Annotated in this window: 15 protein-coding genes and 2 pseudogenes; 11 read left to right on the plus strand and 6 right to left on the minus strand. The window is 57.8% G+C overall.

Translation table 11 applies throughout. The features are described from left to right. Positions 1–3: 3 nt before the first annotated feature. From PY308_RS22535 to PY308_RS22555, 5 genes are all read right to left on the minus strand, one after another. Positions 4–1,299, minus strand: a complete 1,296-nt coding sequence (locus PY308_RS22535) for a glycosyltransferase (protein ID WP_275791603.1) — start codon at positions 1,297–1,299, stop codon at positions 4–6. 18 nt (positions 1,300–1,317) lie between these two features. After that, positions 1,318–2,376 carry an ABC transporter ATP-binding protein gene (locus PY308_RS22540; RefSeq protein ID WP_275791604.1) on the minus strand — a complete coding sequence of 353 codons (1,059 nt, stop codon included), beginning with the start codon at positions 2,374–2,376 and terminating at the stop codon, positions 1,318–1,320. Then, a complete protein-coding gene (locus tag PY308_RS22545; protein WP_275791605.1) occupies positions 2,373–3,161 on the minus strand; it encodes an ABC transporter permease in 789 nt (262 codons plus the stop codon). The genes PY308_RS22540 and PY308_RS22545 overlap by 4 nt, the downstream gene beginning before the upstream one ends. Then, positions 3,158–4,021: an ABC transporter permease gene (locus PY308_RS22550; protein ID WP_275791606.1), complete on the minus strand. Its 864-nt coding sequence runs from the start codon at positions 4,019–4,021 to the stop codon at positions 3,158–3,160. The genes PY308_RS22545 and PY308_RS22550 overlap by 4 nt, the downstream gene beginning before the upstream one ends. Before the next feature lie 141 nt (positions 4,022–4,162). Beyond that, positions 4,163–5,170 (minus strand): polyamine ABC transporter substrate-binding protein, encoded by a 1,008-nt coding sequence (locus tag PY308_RS22555; protein ID WP_275791615.1) that lies wholly within the window; start codon positions 5,168–5,170, stop codon positions 4,163–4,165. A gap of 274 nt (positions 5,171–5,444) precedes the next feature. Between PY308_RS22555 and PY308_RS22560 the strand changes: the two genes are divergently transcribed. From PY308_RS22560 to PY308_RS22575, 4 genes and pseudogenes are all read left to right on the plus strand, one after another. Further along, complete coding sequence (locus tag PY308_RS22560) at positions 5,445–6,377, plus strand: GntR family transcriptional regulator (protein ID WP_275791607.1); 933 nt, start codon at positions 5,445–5,447, stop codon at positions 6,375–6,377. A 19-nt stretch (positions 6,378–6,396) separates the two neighbouring features. Then, the gene (locus PY308_RS22565) at positions 6,397–7,665 is read left to right on the plus strand and encodes a glycosyltransferase (RefSeq protein ID WP_275791608.1); all 1,269 of its coding nucleotides are present in this window, start codon (positions 6,397–6,399) and stop codon (positions 7,663–7,665) included. Positions 7,666–7,717: 52 nt separating this feature from the next. After that, positions 7,718–9,190 carry an aldehyde dehydrogenase family protein gene (locus PY308_RS22570; protein ID WP_275791609.1) on the plus strand — a complete coding sequence of 491 codons (1,473 nt, stop codon included), beginning with the start codon at positions 7,718–7,720 and terminating at the stop codon, positions 9,188–9,190. Between the two features lie 232 nt (positions 9,191–9,422). Continuing rightward, positions 9,423–9,637: pseudogene (locus PY308_RS22575) on the plus strand (transposase); the annotation flags it as partial. A 138-nt stretch (positions 9,638–9,775) separates the two neighbouring features. Here PY308_RS22575 and PY308_RS23035 read toward each other — a convergent pair. Then, positions 9,776–10,159: a plasmid partitioning protein RepB C-terminal domain-containing protein gene (locus tag PY308_RS23035; RefSeq protein WP_350339851.1), complete on the minus strand. Its 384-nt coding sequence runs from the start codon at positions 10,157–10,159 to the stop codon at positions 9,776–9,778. A gap of 301 nt (positions 10,160–10,460) precedes the next feature. Between PY308_RS23035 and PY308_RS22585 the strand changes: the two genes are divergently transcribed. The 7 genes and pseudogenes from PY308_RS22585 to PY308_RS22615 all read left to right on the plus strand — a co-directional run bounded on the left by PY308_RS22585 (position 10,461) and on the right by PY308_RS22615 (position 17,982). Continuing rightward, positions 10,461–10,973, plus strand: a complete 513-nt coding sequence (locus PY308_RS22585) for a putative pterin-binding protein (RefSeq protein WP_338051097.1) — start codon at positions 10,461–10,463, stop codon at positions 10,971–10,973. Further along, on the plus strand, positions 10,970–13,168 hold the full coding sequence (locus PY308_RS22590) for an ATP-binding protein (RefSeq protein ID WP_275791611.1): 2,199 nt from the start codon (positions 10,970–10,972) through the stop codon (positions 13,166–13,168). Before PY308_RS22585 ends, PY308_RS22590 begins: the two co-directional genes overlap by 4 nt. A 10-nt stretch (positions 13,169–13,178) precedes the next feature. Then, positions 13,179–14,339: an HD domain-containing phosphohydrolase gene (locus PY308_RS22595; RefSeq protein WP_275791612.1), complete on the plus strand. Its 1,161-nt coding sequence runs from the start codon at positions 13,179–13,181 to the stop codon at positions 14,337–14,339. A gap of 157 nt (positions 14,340–14,496) precedes the next feature. After that, a complete protein-coding gene (locus tag PY308_RS22600; RefSeq protein ID WP_275791613.1) occupies positions 14,497–16,314 on the plus strand; it encodes a methyl-accepting chemotaxis protein in 1,818 nt (605 codons plus the stop codon). Positions 16,315–16,369: 55 nt separating this feature from the next. Next, positions 16,370–16,630 (plus strand): hypothetical protein, encoded by a 261-nt coding sequence (locus PY308_RS22605; RefSeq protein WP_275791519.1) that lies wholly within the window; start codon positions 16,370–16,372, stop codon positions 16,628–16,630. A 101-nt stretch (positions 16,631–16,731) separates the two neighbouring features. After that, positions 16,732–17,001, plus strand: a pseudogene (locus PY308_RS22610) (5-aminolevulinate synthase); the annotation flags it as partial. A gap of 297 nt (positions 17,002–17,298) precedes the next feature. Next, entirely contained in the window at positions 17,299–17,982 is a 684-nt protein-coding gene (locus PY308_RS22615; protein WP_275791521.1) for a helix-turn-helix transcriptional regulator, read from the plus strand. Positions 17,983–18,011 lie beyond the last annotated feature (29 nt).

Raw genomic sequence — 18,011 nt, forward strand, 5'->3', positions numbered from 1 at the left:
GTATCAACCATTGTCCTGGCCGTCCTTGAGCAAGGCGTCGAGAATGCCGGCTGCCTTCTGCGGTCCGTTCTGGCTTTGCATGTGGGTTGAAGTGGCAACCAGCTTGGCCTTCATGACGGGATCGTTGATCATATGATCGAGCCGGGTGGCCAGATCCTCGTCGGTCCAGTCATAGCGCGGCATCTTGAAGCCGTGGCCGGTTTCATCGACGCGGGTCGCATTGTCGTGACCGTCCCAGACATAGGGCATGATGATCGCCGGCTTGCCGAAATAGAGGCACTCGGTGAACGAGTTGTTGCCGCCATGATGGATGACGGCATCGACCTGCGGGATCACCGAGGGCTGCGGGAACCAGCTGTCGATGATGACGTTGTCGGGCAGGTTTTCGTACTGGTCCTTGTAGTCGCCGACATTAACCAGCGCCCGGTAGGGCAGCGTGCCGACTGTGGCGATGATCCGCTTCAGAAGATCCGTATCGCCGGCGCCCAGGCTGCCGAAGCTGACATAGAGCAGCGGCTTATCGTTGTTGGCCTTGAAGACAGGCACGTCATAGGCTTTTTCGGAGCGCACGCAGCCTTCGAGATACTGGAACTGGCCGGGATCGAGGGGGTGTTCGCGTTCAAATTTGACGGCCTCCGGATAGAGCAGCAGGTTCATAAAGGGCGAGGCCTCAAAGAACTGGCCGATCGGATAGGCCGCCTCGCCCGTCGATGTCAGGAAGGTGTTGAAGTCATCATGGATCGGCTTGATGACGTCATTGAAATGGTCACGATAGGCCGCGTGTCCGGCAAAATCCTTGGCGCCGCAGCCCGACAGATGCGGCGGAATCTTCGGATCCTCGATCTCGTTTTCCGAGCAGGAGATGATGCGCACCCAGGGTTTGCCGGACTGCTTGATGGCCGGAAACAGGATAACATTGTCGACGCAGATCAGGTCGGGCTTGATCCGCTCCAATACGCCCGGAAGGTCCTTCTGCGCCCATTTCGCGCTGTCGACGATCGCCGTCCAGCAATCCTTTACATAGGTATCGATCTGCTCGTAGGGGCTCTTGCGGAAGTTCGGAATGTGGCCGTTGATAAAGTCCTCCCAGAATTTTGCCATCTGTTCCGGCGGCATCGGTTCCGACAGGTTCACCGAATGGGCCTCGAAGCCATAGCCCTCATAGACCGATACGAAACCCGGATCGGACAGGAAGACAGCCTTGTGACCGAGCGCCTCGACCGCTTGAGCGATTCCGACCGAGTTCAAAGCCGGACCGAAGGCGGCTTCGGGAAAAAATGCGATTGTCTTTTGCGACATGGGGTTCCCCTTTGATTCTTAAATCTGGAATAGCCGGATGCGATCCGGGTCGATCACGATATGGATCGTTTCGCCGACGGTGTGGGGTACCAAGGCATTGGCCGCCACCCGCACCTGGAGCGGCACCTGGCTGGCGGCGATCCGGACATGCAAAACGCGGTCGAGACCGTGATAGGCCATGTCGACGATCGTTCCTGCGATGCCCGCCCCGCTTGTCGCCACCGTGATGTTTTCAGGCCGGACGGCGAGTGTTGTCGGGCCGCGGATATCGGTTTTGACGGCAAGGCTCAGCCCTTTGGCGCTGAAGCCGCCATCCTGTCCGACCGCACCGTCGATGAAATTCATCACGCCGATGAAGTTGGCGACGAAGCGATCCGCCGGCGTCTCGTAGACCTCCTCGGGCGAACCGCATTGCAGCAGCCTGCCGTCTTTCAGGATCGCCATGCGGTCGGCCATGACGAGGGCCTCTTCCTGATCGTGGGTGACGATGATGAAGGTAATGCCGACCTCATGCTGAAGACGTTTCAGTTCGAGTTGCATGCGTTCGCGCAGTTTCTTGTCGAGGGCGCCGAGCGGTTCGTCGAGCAGCAGCACCTTCGGGCGCTTGACCAGGGCGCGGGCGAGCGCGACGCGCTGCTTCTGCCCGCCCGACAGTTGCTCGGGCTTGCGGGCGGCGAACTGGCCAAGGTCGGTCACCGTCATGATCTCCTCGACGCGCCGGGCTATCTCCGCCTTCGGCAGCCGGTCCATCTCAAGGCCATAGGCAAGGTTTTGGGCGACGGTCATATGCGGGAACAGGGCATAGGACTGGAACATCAGGTTGAGCGGCCGCTTTTCCGGCGGCAGCTTGGAAATGTCGTTCCCCTCCAGCAGGATACGCCCCCAGCTCGGCGTCTCGAAGCCGGCCAGCATGCGCAACAGCGTGGTCTTGCCGCAGCCGGACGGACCGAGCAGGGCAAAGAACTCGTTGCGTCGGATGTCCAGCGACACGTGATCGACGGCGGCCACCGGACCAAAGCTTTTGTGCAGGCCGTCGATCGTCAGGATCGGCTCATGGGCAAGGGACGTGTCGGTCATTGCATCTGTTCTTTGTTGAGCCACTGGGAGATAAGCAGCGCCAGCGCGCTGACCCCCATGACGATCGTGGCAAGGGCATTGATTTCCGGGGTGATGCCAAACCGGATCATCGAATAGATCTGGATCGGCAGGGTGATCGAGGACCGTCCGGCGCCGGCGGTGAAGAAGGCGATGATGAACTCGTCAACCGAAAGCGTGAAGGCGAGCAGGCCGCCGGCAATGATCGCCGGCAAGAGCACCGGAAATGTCACGCGCCAGAATGTCGTCCAGCCGGAGGCGCCGAGATCCCGCGACGCCTCGACGATCGAATAGTCGAAATGCTTGAGCCGCGCCCTGACCACCGAACTGACGAAGGCGAGATCGAAGATCACATGGCTGATGATGATCGTGTGCAGGCCGAGCGTCACGTTCAACAGCGAGAAGAAGGTGAGCAGCGCGACCGCCAACACGATGTCGGGAATGACCATCGGCGCAAACGCCAGCGCCTCAAGCCCTGTGCTCTTGCGCCGCCGCGTTTCCATGCCGAGCCCCAGAAGCGTTCCGAGCACCGTCGAGATCAGGGTCGCGAAAAGGGCAACGACCAGCGTGTTCCAGGCGGCACCCAGAATCTCGCCATTGCCGGCGAGCGCCGCGTACCATTTGAACGAAAAGCCCGACCAGCTTGTCGGCAGGCCAGCATCGTTGAACGACAGCGCCACCAGCACGGCGATCGGCAGGTAGAGAAAGCCGAACACGGCGAACAGGACAAGACGGCCCTGAAGGCGCGAGGGTCTTGCCGCGCTCATGGCTCCACCCTCGCGCGCTCGCCACTGGCATGGGCGGTCGCCCGGGCCTGCAGCATTAGGAGGAGGATCATGATGGCGATCAATACGAGGCCAAGCGCTGCACCGAACGGCCAGTCATTGGCGCTCAGGAACTGGTCGTAGACGACATTGCCGATCATCTGGAAACGACCGCCGCCAAGCAGCGCAGGTGTCACGAAATTGCCGATCGACAGCACGAAGACGAAAACGCCGCCGGCGGCCACACCCGGCAGGGTGAGCGGCAGCGTGACGCGCCAGAAGGTCCGGATCGGACCGCCGCCAAGATCGCGGGAGGCTTCCATCAGTTCCGGATTGAGCCGCGACAGGGATGAATAGATCGCCAGGATCACGAAGGGCAGATAGTTGTAGACAAGGCCGATGATCACCGCGCTTTCCGTGTAGAGCAGAGATAGCGGTTCGCCCTGGTAGCCGAACCAGCGCAGCAGATTGTTGATCAGACCCTCGCGATTGAGCAGCACCATCCAGGCATAGGTGCGGATCAGGTAATTGCTCCAGAAGGGCAGCACCGCGAAGAACAGCAGCATGGGCTGGCGCAGGCGCGGCGCGCGACTGATTGCATAGGCTGCCGGATAGGCGATCAGGATGGCCAGCAGCGTGGCAAGGCCGGCTATGCGCGCCGATGTCAGGAAAATCTTTGCGTAAAGCGGATCGACGACGCGGGCGAAGTTTTCAAGCGTGACCGTATACTCGATCCCTCCCCATACGCCGCGTTCGAAAAAGGCGTAGGACAGAATCAGCAGGCACGGCGCCACCATGAACACAACGAGCCAGGCAATGGCCGGCGCGGCGAGCAGGTTCGATCGGGCGGATTGATAGGACATGCAGGCGTTCCAGGAGATGGCATTGCCGTGACGGCCGGACCATGACGGCCGCGGATTGGCACGGCGGCCAAAGAGGTACCGATGAGGGAGACGCACGCCTCCCTCATCGAACAGCGGTGTCGAAACCGATTGCTAGCCGGCTTAGTTGGAGGCCTTGATCTCGCTGACAGCGCGGGAATAGTCCTTCTGGGCAGCGCCCAAGTCACGCAAAAGCTCGTACTTGGTCAGTTCCGCAGGGGTCATGCCCATGTTCGGATATTGCTCGATCAGCGCCTTGTCGAGGCTCTCCATCGCTGCCTTGTTCGGCACCTTGTAGAGGATGTTCTGGGCAGCCCAGGCATGGTTTGTCGGATCGAGGATGAAGTTGATGAACTTCATCGCCGCGTCCTTCTTTTCCGAGCCCTTCATCACGACGATAGTATCGACCCACAGATCCGAACCTTCCTTCGGCACGACAAACTTGATGTCCTTGTTCTCGGTGATGCCGTAATTGCACCAGCCGTCCCAGGCATGCACCAGCGAGGCTTCGGCGGAGACGAGCTTGGAATAGAAGGTCGTATCGTCATAGGCGAGCAGCGTCTTCTTCGCCGCGATCAGCAGATCCTTGACCTCGGCGATCTTTGCCGGGTCCGTCTCGTTGACCGAGTAGCCCTTGGCCAGTTCGCCTGCCGCCATCAGCCAGCGGTCGGTCGCCAGCATCGTGGTCTTGCCCTTGATGTCATCGGACGGGGCCAGCAGGTTCATCCAGCTGTCCGGTACCGTCTTGACCAGATCCGAACGATAGCACAGCCCTGTCGTGCCCCAGGTATAGGGCACCGAATAGGCATTGCCGGGATCATAGGCAAGACTTGCCGCTTCCGGATAGAGGTTGGACAGGTTCGGAATGGCCGCCTTGTCGAGCGGCTCGACCAGGCTCTGGTGATTGAGGATTTCGGCAAAGGGCGACGACACAAAGACGATGTCGTAGCCCTTGCCCTGGCTCGCCATCAGCTTGCCCATGATTTCTTCGTTGGTGGCATGGTTGACCACTTCGATTTCAAGCCCGGTCGCGGCCTTGAACGTCTCGGCGATGTCCTTTGCCATATAGCCATCCCAGTTCGAGATGACGAGATCGGCAGCATGGGCCGCACCAAGGCTGCCGGCCAGCATTGTCGCGGCGAGCAGGTGGACGGCATAGGCACGCGTTCTGGCGTATCCGTTTTTGGTTTGCACGGATCTCTCCCTTTTGTTGATTGTTCCAACCTCTTCGGCGAGGCGTCGGTAGCCCGATCTCATGTCGCCGTTGGACCGCAGTATTATTTTTAAAAAAAATACGTCAATAGGGAATCTGAATTTTTTCGACTGCTACCAAAAATCGCGGCTCAAGGCTTGCGAAACGATCTGGAAAAGGCCAGCATGCAGCCCTTACGACGACAGGTGGGACATGGCGATAGAGCCGGGGCGCATTCATCACCGCCATGTGGAATTGGCGCAAAAAATACTGGATTTTGCCAGTGAGCGCGGCATGTCGCCGGGCGAGCGACTTGCCGAACAGGCGCTCGCCTCGCACTGCAATGTCTCCAGAACGCCGGTGCGCAAGGCCCTGCAGGTGCTTTCGGAACGAGCGCTGATCACCGCCGATGCCGAAGGCGGCTTTCTGCTGGCCGTCGATCCGATCACGGTGGCGCGGCTTGATGATGGCGGCGAAAACGATGGGGAAACAGAGGTCTATAGCGCCATCCTGCGCGATCTGTCGGCGGGACGGATCACCGAGGCGCAGACGGTTGCGGGTCTGCAGCGACGTTATGACGTCTCCCGGCAGACGGTACAAAACGCGCTGCAAAAACTTGCCGAGGATAATCTGGCCGAGCGCGGCGCCGGTCAGCAATGGTTGCTGAAGCAGTTCGCGCTGGGAACCGATGCGGTTGCCAAATCCTACGAATTCCGCTTGGCCACCGAACCGCTGACACTGACGTTGCCTGAGTTCCGCCGCGACCTGCCGGCGCTGGCGTCGCTTAGACAATCCATGCTGATCCTGCGCAGCATGAGCGAGGCGGATTTCGACCGTAAACTGTTCGAGCGCACCGATTTCGACTTCCACATGCTGGTGGCGCGGGGCTGCGGCAATCCCTTCATGGCGGAGGCGCTGACAAACCACCACCGGCGCCGGCGTGCCAACGCCGCAGCAGGCCATGTCAACACCTACCGGCTGATGCAATCCAATCTGGAGCACATCCAGATTCTCGAGCAGATCGAGCGTGGCCAGATGGAGCTTGCCGCCGATCTGATGCGTGTGCATATACAGCTGTCGCAATCGCTGAGACCGCGCCTTGCGGGTCGCGGCGTGCCCCCTGCCTTCAAGCTCGTATCGCGATAAGACAACCAAATCCGAATAGATGACAGATCAAAAGACCATTGCCCTCTTCCCCGAAGCAAGCTACGGCGCCGCCCTCAACTGTGTCGGCATCGCACAGGAACTGCGACGGCTCGGTGCTCGGCCCGTGTTCATCTGTCACCCAGGCTTTAGCGGCGTTTTTGCCGAATATGGCTTCGCCGAATATCAGCTGGGCGGCTGCGGACCGGTCCAGACGACCGATTGGAACGACTTCATCGGCCGCCATCAAGACGCCTTCCGGCAGACGCCCTTCGAGCAGCTAACCTCCTATGTCGGCCCTACCTGGGATGCGATCGTCGAGACGGCAATCAGCGTCGAGGAACCACTGCGGCAATTGCTGGCGCGCCTGAAGCCGGATGCCATCGTGCTGGACAATGTGGTGATGTTTCCGGCTGTGGCGACAGCCGGAGTGCCGTGGATCCGGGTGGTTTCCTGCGCCGAGACCGAGATTCCCGATGCCCTCGTCCCGCCCTATCTCTCCGGGCTTGCAGAAACACCGGGCTCCGATTGGAAGACCTTTTCCGGGACCTATGACAAAGTAACGGCCGCCGCCTACAAGAAGTTTTCCACCTTCGTGGCTGACTGCGGGCTGAAGCCGCCAGCCGCACCCTTGTTTCTCGACGCTTCGCCGGACCTCAATCTTCTTCTGGCGCCGGAGATCATTCGCCACCGCCGCGCCGAACCGCTTGATCCGCAGCGTTTCATCTTCCTGGATGGCTGCGTGCGCCGCGAGACGCCCTATCAGGCGCCGCGCTTTGCCAGCCGCAACGATGCCCCGCTGGTTCTGACCAGTTTCGGGTCGCTGGGCGCCATGGATGTCGACATGCTCCAGCGGATGATCGATGTCTTCGCCACCCTGCCCTATCGCTTCCTCATCAATGCCGGTCACTGGCGCGACGAATATGTTCAGGTCCCGGACAATGTCTTTCTCGACAACTGGTTCCCGCAACCGTCCGTCGTCGAGCAATCGAGCCTGTTCATCCACCACGGCGGCAATAACAGCTTCTGCGAAGCGCTTTACTACGGCGTTCCCTCGCTGGTGATGCCCTATTGCTGGGACGGGCATGACAACGCGCGCCGCGCCGAGGAGACCGGTGTCGGTCGTATGCTCGATCGCTACAACTGGTCGCCAGACCAACTGGCCGGCGTCATCGACAGGCTTCTATCCGACCGCGCCATGCAGGCGCGCTTGCAGGAGAACGCGTCGAAGATGCAGGCATTTGCCGGTGCTACCCGCGCCGCCGAGGCGATCCTCAAACTCATCGGTTGACCGGGCAACGCCCGGTCAACCGCCGCGAAGACTAAGTCTGGAAAGGGACGACATGCGGCATAAGCTTTTCATCGATGGTCAATGGTGTGCACCCGTCAACGGCGGCACGTTCCCGGTGGTCAATCCAGCAACGGAGGAGGTCATCCACCATGCCCCTGCCGGTACAGCCGAAGACATCGACCTTGCGGTTGCAGCAGCGCGGCGTGCCTTCGATACCGGCCCATGGCCAAGGATGAGCGGACGAGAGCGCGCCGGATATCTGCGCGCCATGGCCGAGAAGATTTTGGAGCGCAAGCAGGAGCTTGGGCATCTCGAAGTAATCGACAATGGTAAGCCGCTTCCGGAAGCCGTGTGGGACATCGAAGACACCGCTGGATGCTTTTCGTTTTATGCCGGGCTGGCGGAAGAACTGGACGACAACCCGGAAGAGACAATTGCGCTGTCCGAACCGCGTTTTTCGTCGAAGGTGGTGCGCGAGCCGATCGGTGTCGCAGGCGCCATCATTCCCTGGAACTATCCGCTGCTGATGGCCTCGTGGAAGGTCGCGCCGGCCCTTGCCGCCGGCTGCACCATGGTGCTGAAACCATCCGAACTCACACCGCTGACGGCACTGGAACTGGCCGCTATCGCGGAAGAGGTGGGGCTTCCGGCCGGCGTGCTGAACGTCGTGACCGGCCTTGGACCGGATGCCGGCCAGCCGCTTTCCGAGCACCCGGATGTCGACAAGCTGGCGTTCACCGGCTCGGTGCCAACAGGTGCGAAAATCATGGCGGCGGCAGCCCGCGACATTAAGAACGTCAGCCTCGAACTGGGTGGCAAGTCGCCCTTCGTCGTCTTCGCCGACAGCGATATCGACAAGGCCGTCGAGTGGATCATGTTCGGCATTTTCTGGAACCAGGGCCAGGTCTGCTCCGCAACTTCGCGCGTGCTGGTCGAGGAAAGCCTCTATCCGGCACTGTTGGAGCGGTTGGTGGCAGAGGCCACAAAAATCCAGATCGGCGATGGCCTTGAAGACGGCACGCTGCTCGGCCCGCTGGTCTCCAGGGGGCAACATGACAAGGTGCTGGCGATGATCGCCCGTGGGCGCCGTGAGGGCGCGACCATTGCTCATGGCGGCAAGCGCCCGCATGGTCTCGACACCGGTTATTTCCTCGAACCCACCATTCTGACTGATATGGGAGAGGACAACACCGTCTGGCGCGAGGAGATTTTCGGACCGGTGGTGTGCGTAAAAACGTTCCGCGATGAGGCAGACGCGATCCGCATGGCCAATGACAGCCGGTTCGGCCTTGCCGCCGCCGTCATGTCGAGGGACAAGACCCGCTGCGAGCGCGTCGCCCGCGCCTTTCGCGCCGGCATCGTCTGGATCAACTGCTCGCAACCAACTTTCACCGAAGCGCCTTGGGGCGGCTACAAGCAGTCCGGCATTGGTCGCGAACTCGGCAGGTGGGGGCTCAACAACTATCTGGAAGTCAAGCAGATCACCTCATTCGAGAGCGATGAGCCTTGGGGCTGGTATATGTAGGCGTCACTCAGAGTGATGAATGCACGACTTCGATTTATATGTATCATGCATATACATGCTTGGCGCACAAATCGATAAGGAACACAAAGAGAATTACGTCATCCGCCGATCGTTGTTCTCGGCCGCGCGCATCGTCCCCCGCTGCCACGATTACAAAAATCGGCCGCAGCTTTGCACTTGCCGAAGTGTCCTTCCTCTTCTGCTCATTGCGATTCGCAAGATCACGCAGATCGCCAGGAACTCGATCATGCCGCTACCGCCGAAGTCGCCGGGGCTCAACCCGGTTGAGAACCTCTGGCTCTTCATGCGCGAGAACTGGCTGTCAAACCGTATCTTCAAGTCCTACGACGACATCGTCGCTCATTGCTGCGATGCCTGGCGAAGGCTCGAAAGCCAGCCATGGCGCATCATGTCTATCGGACGCAACAATGGGCCAATGGGTTCTGATCAGCGAGAATCCGTATTACGCCGCGCGTCGACAATCTACTTATGCCCGGCAGTGAGAAAGCTAGACCAATGCATCCATGAATCTCTAGCTCCGATCTGATTGCAGACTCCCCGATCACCAATTTGCTCGTCCGCCGGCTATTGGGTATTCCCCCCAAAGCCTATGCCTCGAAAGCATCCTGGGAAGGAGAGTGATGAGATTGATCTCCGCAATTTTCTGAATTCACCGAGATATTCCTGGCGATGATGTTCAAGCCAGCGGCTGATGCGGCCATTGCCAAGAAGCTTGGCGACATATCCACGCGCGACGGTAAGGTGGAGTTTATCTATGCTGTAGGTTTCTTCAACGCTCTTAACTTGCGTTTGCAGTGCTGCCAGCTCCCGCTCCCATCCGCGCGATCTGCTGACCGGACGGCGCGCCGGCGCTTCGACCTGAACCCTTCCTGGGAGGCAACAAGTTGGCTTTCGGATATGGCAGCGCGTATCGCTCTGGCAAACATAAAAGTTATGTTGCCCTATCATCAAGCCTGCGGCCTCACTGAGGCTTTGCCGCTATCGCAGCGCTCTGCGTTGAATAAAAGCGGGCCAAGTTTACAATCGTCTTCTTGAGATTAATCTAATTTAAGGAAATCACCCCTATATTTGGGGTGTCCTCTTGGACGTTGGACGCGCGATGGACGGCATGATGTCGATCCGGCACAGCACGGCAAATATGCCGCTACCACGTTTGTGCCAGCAACTTTTGGCCTTTGAGCAATTTCCTAAAATATCGACGCTGAAGCCCGCGTGAAATCGCGTGCATTGCCGCGTACACATGGAGTTCATGATGCATATTCGCGTGGTTCTTACATCTCTAGCGCTAACAGCTTTATGCTTCCCGACCTGGGCTTTCGCGCTCGATAAGCCAAAAGGGGAAGTGATTCTCACCGTATCTGCTCCCCACCTTGATCATCCCAATATAGCCGAGACGGCACAGTTCGACCTTCCTATGCTCGAAGCTCTTGCAAGCCACACAGGGGAGATGGAAACACCCTGGACCGAAGGCAAAGTAAAATTCTCCGGGCCCTTGCTTAGGTCCATTCTGGAGGCGGCCGGCGCTCACGGCACAAAATTGAAAATCATTGCCTTGAATGACTATTCGGCCGAGGTTCCGGTCGAAGATGCTGAAAAGCTGGACACCATTCTTGCCACACGTATGAACGGAGACACGATGTCGGTGCGTGACAAGGGGCCGCTGTTTCTCATTTACCCTTTCGACAAGGACGCTAGCCTCTTCAACGAGAAATACTTCTCGCGCTCCGTCTGGCAAATCAAGACCATTGAGGTTTCCGAGTGACGGTTTCCACCCGGAGCAGCGGCGACATCATCCGCAAAGCCAGTAAAGCGACATTTGTTCTCCAAAGCTTCGCGGTGCTGCTGCTGATGGGCCTTGTCATCCTGTTTATGGATATTTCCCAAAAGTACGCGTCATTTCAGGACGGTGTGCGCGAAAATGCTCTGTGGTCCGTCTATCAGCTCGACCGCGAGGCGCGTCGCCTACACGAAACACTTCACGTGATGCTGGCTGAAAGGGACAAGTCCAGTGGCACTGTTAAAGCGCTTGGCACCCGTTACGACATCCTCTACTCGCGAATGAATATTCTGGAAAAAACCTCGTTCGAAAGAAAATTCAAACTCGATTCTGCCGTTGAACGCCAGATCGCGGACATTCGTTCGATCGTCTTCGGCAAGGTCAGCGTTTTTGACGCTCTTGCTTCACATGGATCGTTCGAACCTGCGACGTGGGCCCCGATCGATGACGAGCTCGAGAAACTGGTGTCAGTAACCGAAAGCCTGTTGGTCTACACCAATAATAACGTCAGCACGGACAGAGCCGAAGCGCGTCAGGCAGTGCTCGCCTTACAACTAAAGTCCGCCTGGCTTGTGGTCCTTTTGGTATGCTGCGTGGTAGTGCTTATCTTCACTTTGCGCCGCCAGTTGAAATCCGTGCGTCTGGCAGGACTTAGCCTGGAGGCTATTTCCAACGAACTGAACGACGCCTATCTCGATGCTGAGGCTGGCAACCGTGCTAAGTCCCAGTTCATGGCAACGATGGGACATGAAGTCCGCACCCCTTTGAATGCCATTCTCGGTACCGCAGAATTGCTTGAGCTTTCGCCCCTGCCACCCTCGGTTGCAGCGGGGATGCACACCATAAGACGTTCAGGACAAGCCCTTCTTGAGGTCATCAACGAAATCCTGGATTTTGCTAAGATTGAGCACGGGAAGCTTGATATCGAGGTCAGGGTTGTCGACCTCCAATCAGTTCTAGCGACCACCATCGAGATGGTACGTGATCGTGCGACCGAACAGGGCAATCAGATCGTACTTCATTTGCCGGAGACCTTTAGGATCCCTGTTGTGGCTACGGATCCCACACGATTACGGCAGGTGCTTCTCAATCTCCTTAGCAACGCGATCAAATTCACCTCAAACGGGACAATCACTTTGAGCGTAACGGAAGCTGGAACGTCTCAGAATTCGATTCTCCGCTTCGAAATATCGGATACGGGCATCGGCATTGACGAAGCCGGGCTTTGCAGGCTCTTCCAGCCGTTCTCTCAAGTGGATGCCTCGATCAGTCGTAAATACGGCGGTACCGGGCTTGGCCTGACGATCTGCAAACAAATCATTGAAGCGATGATGGGCCGGATCGGTGTTGAAAGCAGGAAGGGGAAGGGAAGCACATTCTGGTTCGAAATACCTGTGGTTGCCGCTGTGTTGCCAGCTCCGTCAGCTGCCCTGGGTGATCATGGCCTGCCAGGAACGCTTCCAATTCTCAAGATACTTCTTGTTGAAGACAATCTCGTAAACCAGCAGGTCGCGGCTGGCTTACTCAACCACCTTGGCCAAAAAGTCACAGTTGTCGGCGACGGCTTCGAGGCAGTTGACGCGGCTGCTCATGAAGAATTCGATTTGATTTTGATGGACATGCAGATGCCGAGAATGGACGGGATCGAAGCGACGCGATTGATCCGCGAAGCGGAAAATGACCGAGAAAGCACGCCGATTATTGCGATGACGGCAAATGCGTCCGAGGATGATCGCAGACTGTGCGAGGAAGCGGGAATGACTGGATTCCAGTCGAAGCCCATTTCACTGCAGCAGCTCCGCGCGCTAATCGAAACTCAGCGCCTGCTTATGTTCGAGGCACCGACCGGAGACGTTCAAGACGGCGATACCGAAAATTCATTCGCTACGCGAAAAGCCGAAATCGAAGCGGCGCTCGGAGAGGAAACCTTCGCGCAACTTCTATCAAGCTTCTTCGATGATGCCGCAACACTTCTCGAAGGGCTGCATGAAGCGTTGGCTGCGAACGACTATCGCAGTGCTGACCGTCTTCTTCACACGATGAAGGGCGCGGCTAGCAGCGTCGGGCTTCAGCGGATCGCAGACACCTCACAGCAACTTCGCAGCGGGACCATGTCTGAAAACAGCATCGCACGACTTGCAGAAACCATAGGCGAATTCAGGCAACGCCTCGCCGCATAGGAACGGTTAAATGCGCATTCTACTGGTAGACGACAACAAAACAAACCTCTCGCTGCTCACCAAATTGGTGGAAAAGCTTCCCAGCTGTGAAGCGATTGCCTATTCACAACCTGAAGACGTGCTGACGGTGGCCGAGCAGCTCGATTTCGACATCGCCATTGTCGATTTTCAGATGCCGGTCTACAACGGCATAGAGTTGGTGAACGAGTTGCTTCGTTTTGAGGGGCACCGCGACAAACCAATCGTGTTCGTGACGGCCGACACGGATACCGCCACTCGAATGGCGGCGCTCAATGCCGGCGCGATCGATTTTCTGACAAAACCTGTCAACCCACTTGAATTTCAGGCTCGCATTCGAAATCTGGTGGCGCTCGTGGATGCGCGCAAGAAGCTCGCCGACAAGGCTGAGTGGCTGCGAACTGAGGTCGACAAAGCGGTTGGTGAATTGCGCGCCCGCGAGGAAGAGATCATCGATCGGCTTACCATCGCGGCAAGCTACAAGGACTTCGAAACTGCCCGCCATACCCGCCGGGTGGGTTTGTATTCGGAGGCGATCGCAAAGTCCTACGGAATAGAGCCATGGCTCTGTTCGGATATCAGGCTTGCCTCGCCCATGCATGATATCGGTAAGGTGGCGATCCCGGACGCTGTCCTCCTGAAAAACGGCAAGCTGACAGACGATGAGTTTGCCATCATGCAGGGGCATACGGTCATCGGATGCGACATCCTTCGGGAGTCCAAATCCGCCCTGCTGCAACTTGCCGCTGAGATCGCCAGCAGCCACCATGAGCGCTGGGACGGGCGAGGATATCCGTTTGGACTTTCGGGTGAGGACATTCCCATATCGGGACGCATCGTCGCGATTGCTGACAACTTCGACGCCTTGACAACCGCAAGGCCCTATAAGGAAGCTTGGTCATTGGAGCGCACCGTTGAGCACATTCGCGAGAAAGCTGGTAGCCAGTTCGACCCTCAATGCGTTAGCGCTTTCGATAATGCACTGCCGGCTTTGATTGCGATCATGGACAAGGACGGTGCATCCGCTGAAGATGGTGGCTGCAGGCGCTGCGATCCCGTTCACGCTGCATGTTCGCAGTCTGCCTCCGCTTACGGGGCTTGCCGATCGGCGATCGACCGCGCTCGCTTCCAGAAAACGGTTCAAGTCGCTTGATGCCTTAGGACAAATGCAGGAGCGATTCCACCCGCAGGTACAAAAATCGCAACAGATATCGCCGCAGGTCGGTATCAAATGTCAAATTCATTCCATTCGCACGATAAGAGGCCGTGTGATGCCTCTTTTACAGTATCGCCAGAGGAGAGATCTGAAGATGTTCGGCCGTTCTAAAGTTTCCAGTATGCAGACAAAGTCGTTGAACTCGATTGCTGCCAATATCATGATCGCCGACGCCGATCTGAACATCCGATATATGAATGAGGCAGTTACTTCTCTGCTCAAGGAAGCCGCGTCGGACCTGAAGAAGGAACTGCCGCGGTTCGATTTCGACAAACTTGTGGGAAGCAACATCGACATCTTCCACAAGAACCCATCTCACCAGCGAACCATGCTCGCCGCGCTGAAGACCCAACACCGAGCCACAATCTGGGTCGGCCACTGTGCCTTCGACCTGATTGTCACACCGCTGCTTGAGGGAAACAGAACGACGGGGTTTGTCGTAGAGTGGGCAAACGCCAAAGAACGGTTGCAAAATATAGATTTCCAGGCCCAGATGGTGGCGATCAGCCGTGTGCAAGGGATCATCGAGTTTACCACCGACGGCGAAATCGTGACGGCAAACGACAATTTCTTGAAGGCCATCGGCTATCGCCTGGACGAGATCAAGGGTCGCAGCCATAGCATGCTGGTTGATCCGGAATACGCCAGAGCACCGGCTTACAAGGAATTCTGGGACGCGCTACGCAGGGGCGAGGTCCAGGCTGCCGAATTTACCCGCTATGGCAAGAACGGCAAACTTGTCGTCATCAACGCATCCTATAATCCAATCCTCGATTCCAAGGGCAAAATCACCAAGGTCGTGAAATTCGCGACCGACGTGACCGAGCGTGTTCATGCGGTGACGACCATTGGCGCAGCACTCACCAGACTTGCACAGGGAGATCTCTCCTTCAGCATAGACCAGCCGTTCGCACCCGATTTCGAGGGGCTGCGGAACACGATGAACGAGGCGCTGAGCCAGATGCGGAATACTCTTGGGCATGTCGCGCATTCGACCGATCAGATTGATAACGGCACGCGCGAGATCAGTCAAAGTGCGGAGGACCTGTCCAAGCGCACCGAACAGCAGGCCGCCTCACTCGAGGAGACTGCGGCAGCCCTTGATCAGATCACAGTCAATGTCAGCAACGCCGCAAAGCGCGCCGAAGAGGCACGTCACGCCGCTGCAACCGCGAGTGAAAATGCGGAGCGCTCCGGCAAAGTCGTCGCCGACGCGGTTGGAGCGATGTCGCGGATCGAGAGTTCGTCCAACCAGATCTCCAACATCATCGGTGTCATCGACGAAATTGCCTTCCAGACGAACCTTCTCGCGCTCAACGCCGGGGTCGAGGCTGCTCGTGCCGGCGAGGCCGGAAAGGGGTTCGCTGTCGTGGCGCAGGAGGTACGCGAACTTGCTCAACGCTCCGCTCAGGCTGCGAAAGAAATAAAAGGTTTGATCCGGAATTCTTCGGAGGAGGTCAGCACCGGCGTCAAGCTCGTCAGCGAAACTGGAGAAGCTCTGCGTACGATCCAGCAGAACATCGTGGTGGTCAATGACCACATGCAAGCGATCACCAGTTCGGCAAAGGAGCAGGCGACTGGACTGTCAGAGGTCAATTCCGCCGTCAATCAAATGGATCAGGTCACGCAGCAGAATGCCGCGATGGTGGAAGAAACCAACGCCGCCAGCGCGACGCTTGCCCAGGAGACCGCACGTCTGCGCGAACTGATCGAGGGGTTCCAACTGGGTGGGGTCGCGGGAAGGCCGTCACAATCGGGAAACAGACCCTTGGCGGGCAACACATCAAACCGGAAACTTGAGGTTGTTAAGCTTGGTCATCGACCTGTCCCCTCGCCGGCACGACAGATGCTGTCGAAGATATCTGGGAAAGTAGGGAATGGAGCTGCGACCGAAAGCTGGGAAGAGTTCTGACGCCTGTTTGCGTGGGCAAGTCTGTTTTCCACCCTCAGATTCGGAGGCATACCCGATGACAAACGTTTTGACGTTCCCAATCGAAGCAAGCCGCGGTGTTACACCTGCCGCCGCCTCACAGAAAACCAGCGAGCATAAGTACCGTGTTATGACCGACGCTCTGGGTTTCCTGCGCGATCAGTTGTTTGAGTTGACCATGGAACTGGAGTGCAGTTGTACGCAGCTGACTGTGGTGGCAGCCGCCAATTCCCTTGCTTCGGCGGTGGAGGAAGAATCCCGGCGCAATGCCTGTTCTCGCTCGCCGCTCAATCCCTGAAAGGTCTGGCCGAGCGCAAGCTGCTTTTTTGTGGCCACGCGGCCGGCGGGACCAGACGGGGCAAGTAACGCGGCTGCCTGAAGACGATACTGGAGCATGACATGGATTTCGAAGCATTCTTCAAGAGCGAGCTGGAAGGCCTTCAAACCGAAGGCCGCTATCGTGTGTTCGCCGACCTCGATCGACACCGCGGCAATTTTCCGCGCGCCACGCGCCACACCCAGAATGGTCCGAAGGGTGTGACCGTCTGGTGTTCCAACGACTATCTCGGCATGGGCCAGAACCCCAAGGTGATCGAGGCGATGAACAACGCCATCGATAACTGTGGCGCGGGTGCGGGAGGCACCCGGAATATTTCTGGCACCACCCACTGTCTATGTGCAGCCCATCAACTATCCGACAGTGCCGAAGAAGACCGAGCGCCTGCGCATCACGCCGACGCCGATATCGAACTTCTGGTCGAGGCGCTGCACTCGCTATGGTCGCGCTGCGCGCTGGCGCAGCAAGTTGCATGACGATCCAGTGACTAAGCCTTTGCTTGCTCATAACAGGCTGTTAACTTTACGTTAACCATTGAACTACATAAATAGGGTCCTGATTCAACAATTGAGTCGAAGATGCCTGTTAGCGCTTTGTCTGTCCTCGCACCCGATGCATTGGACCCCTACGTGGACCTTCGCTCGGTGCCAAAATATCGCTATTTTGGCAAGAATGATCTCATTGATAGATTTCGCCAAGGCGTACCGTTCGATTACATCTCCATCTCCGGGCTCGACGTTGATCACTACCGCTTTGGTGACGGGTTCTCCATAGACACCGACCTCCCGCCGGGATTTGTGGAAGCTTACATGGAAGACAAGCTTTCGAAGATCGATCCATTTATTGCAGCGACCAAGGCGTCGAAAACCGTAATGGTCGAAAGCGAGGTTTATCAGGACGCCGATGTCCCACAGCGATTGTTGTATCTACAGCGCACTTTTGGGGTTCACAACAGAACCATGGTTCCGATCTTGCGCGATGATACGGTTTACGGAGCGGTCGGTTTCGCCCGCATAACGGCATTCACCGAAAGCGAGCTTACCTTTCTAACCCTTATCGCTGAACCCATCCATACCGCCGTAACCAAGCCGATGATGGACCGCTTCGCCGCTCAACATCTACGTCTGTCAAAAGGCGAGATCGCGTGTCTTTCCCAAGCGAGCCTTGGGCTGACGAGTGAAGGCATTGGCAGAGCTACCGGTTATCAGGTCGATACCGTTAACAGCTACATCAAATCAGCCGTGAAAAAGCTTGGGGCGTCGAACAGGACGCAAGCGATTGCTGAGGCGATACGCCGTCGGCTTATTTCGTGACGCTCGTTTCGTTTCTTTGCGTTAATTGG

This window comes from Pararhizobium gei (assembly GCF_029223885.1).
Classification (GTDB): Bacteria; Pseudomonadota; Alphaproteobacteria; order Rhizobiales; family Rhizobiaceae; genus Pararhizobium; species Pararhizobium gei.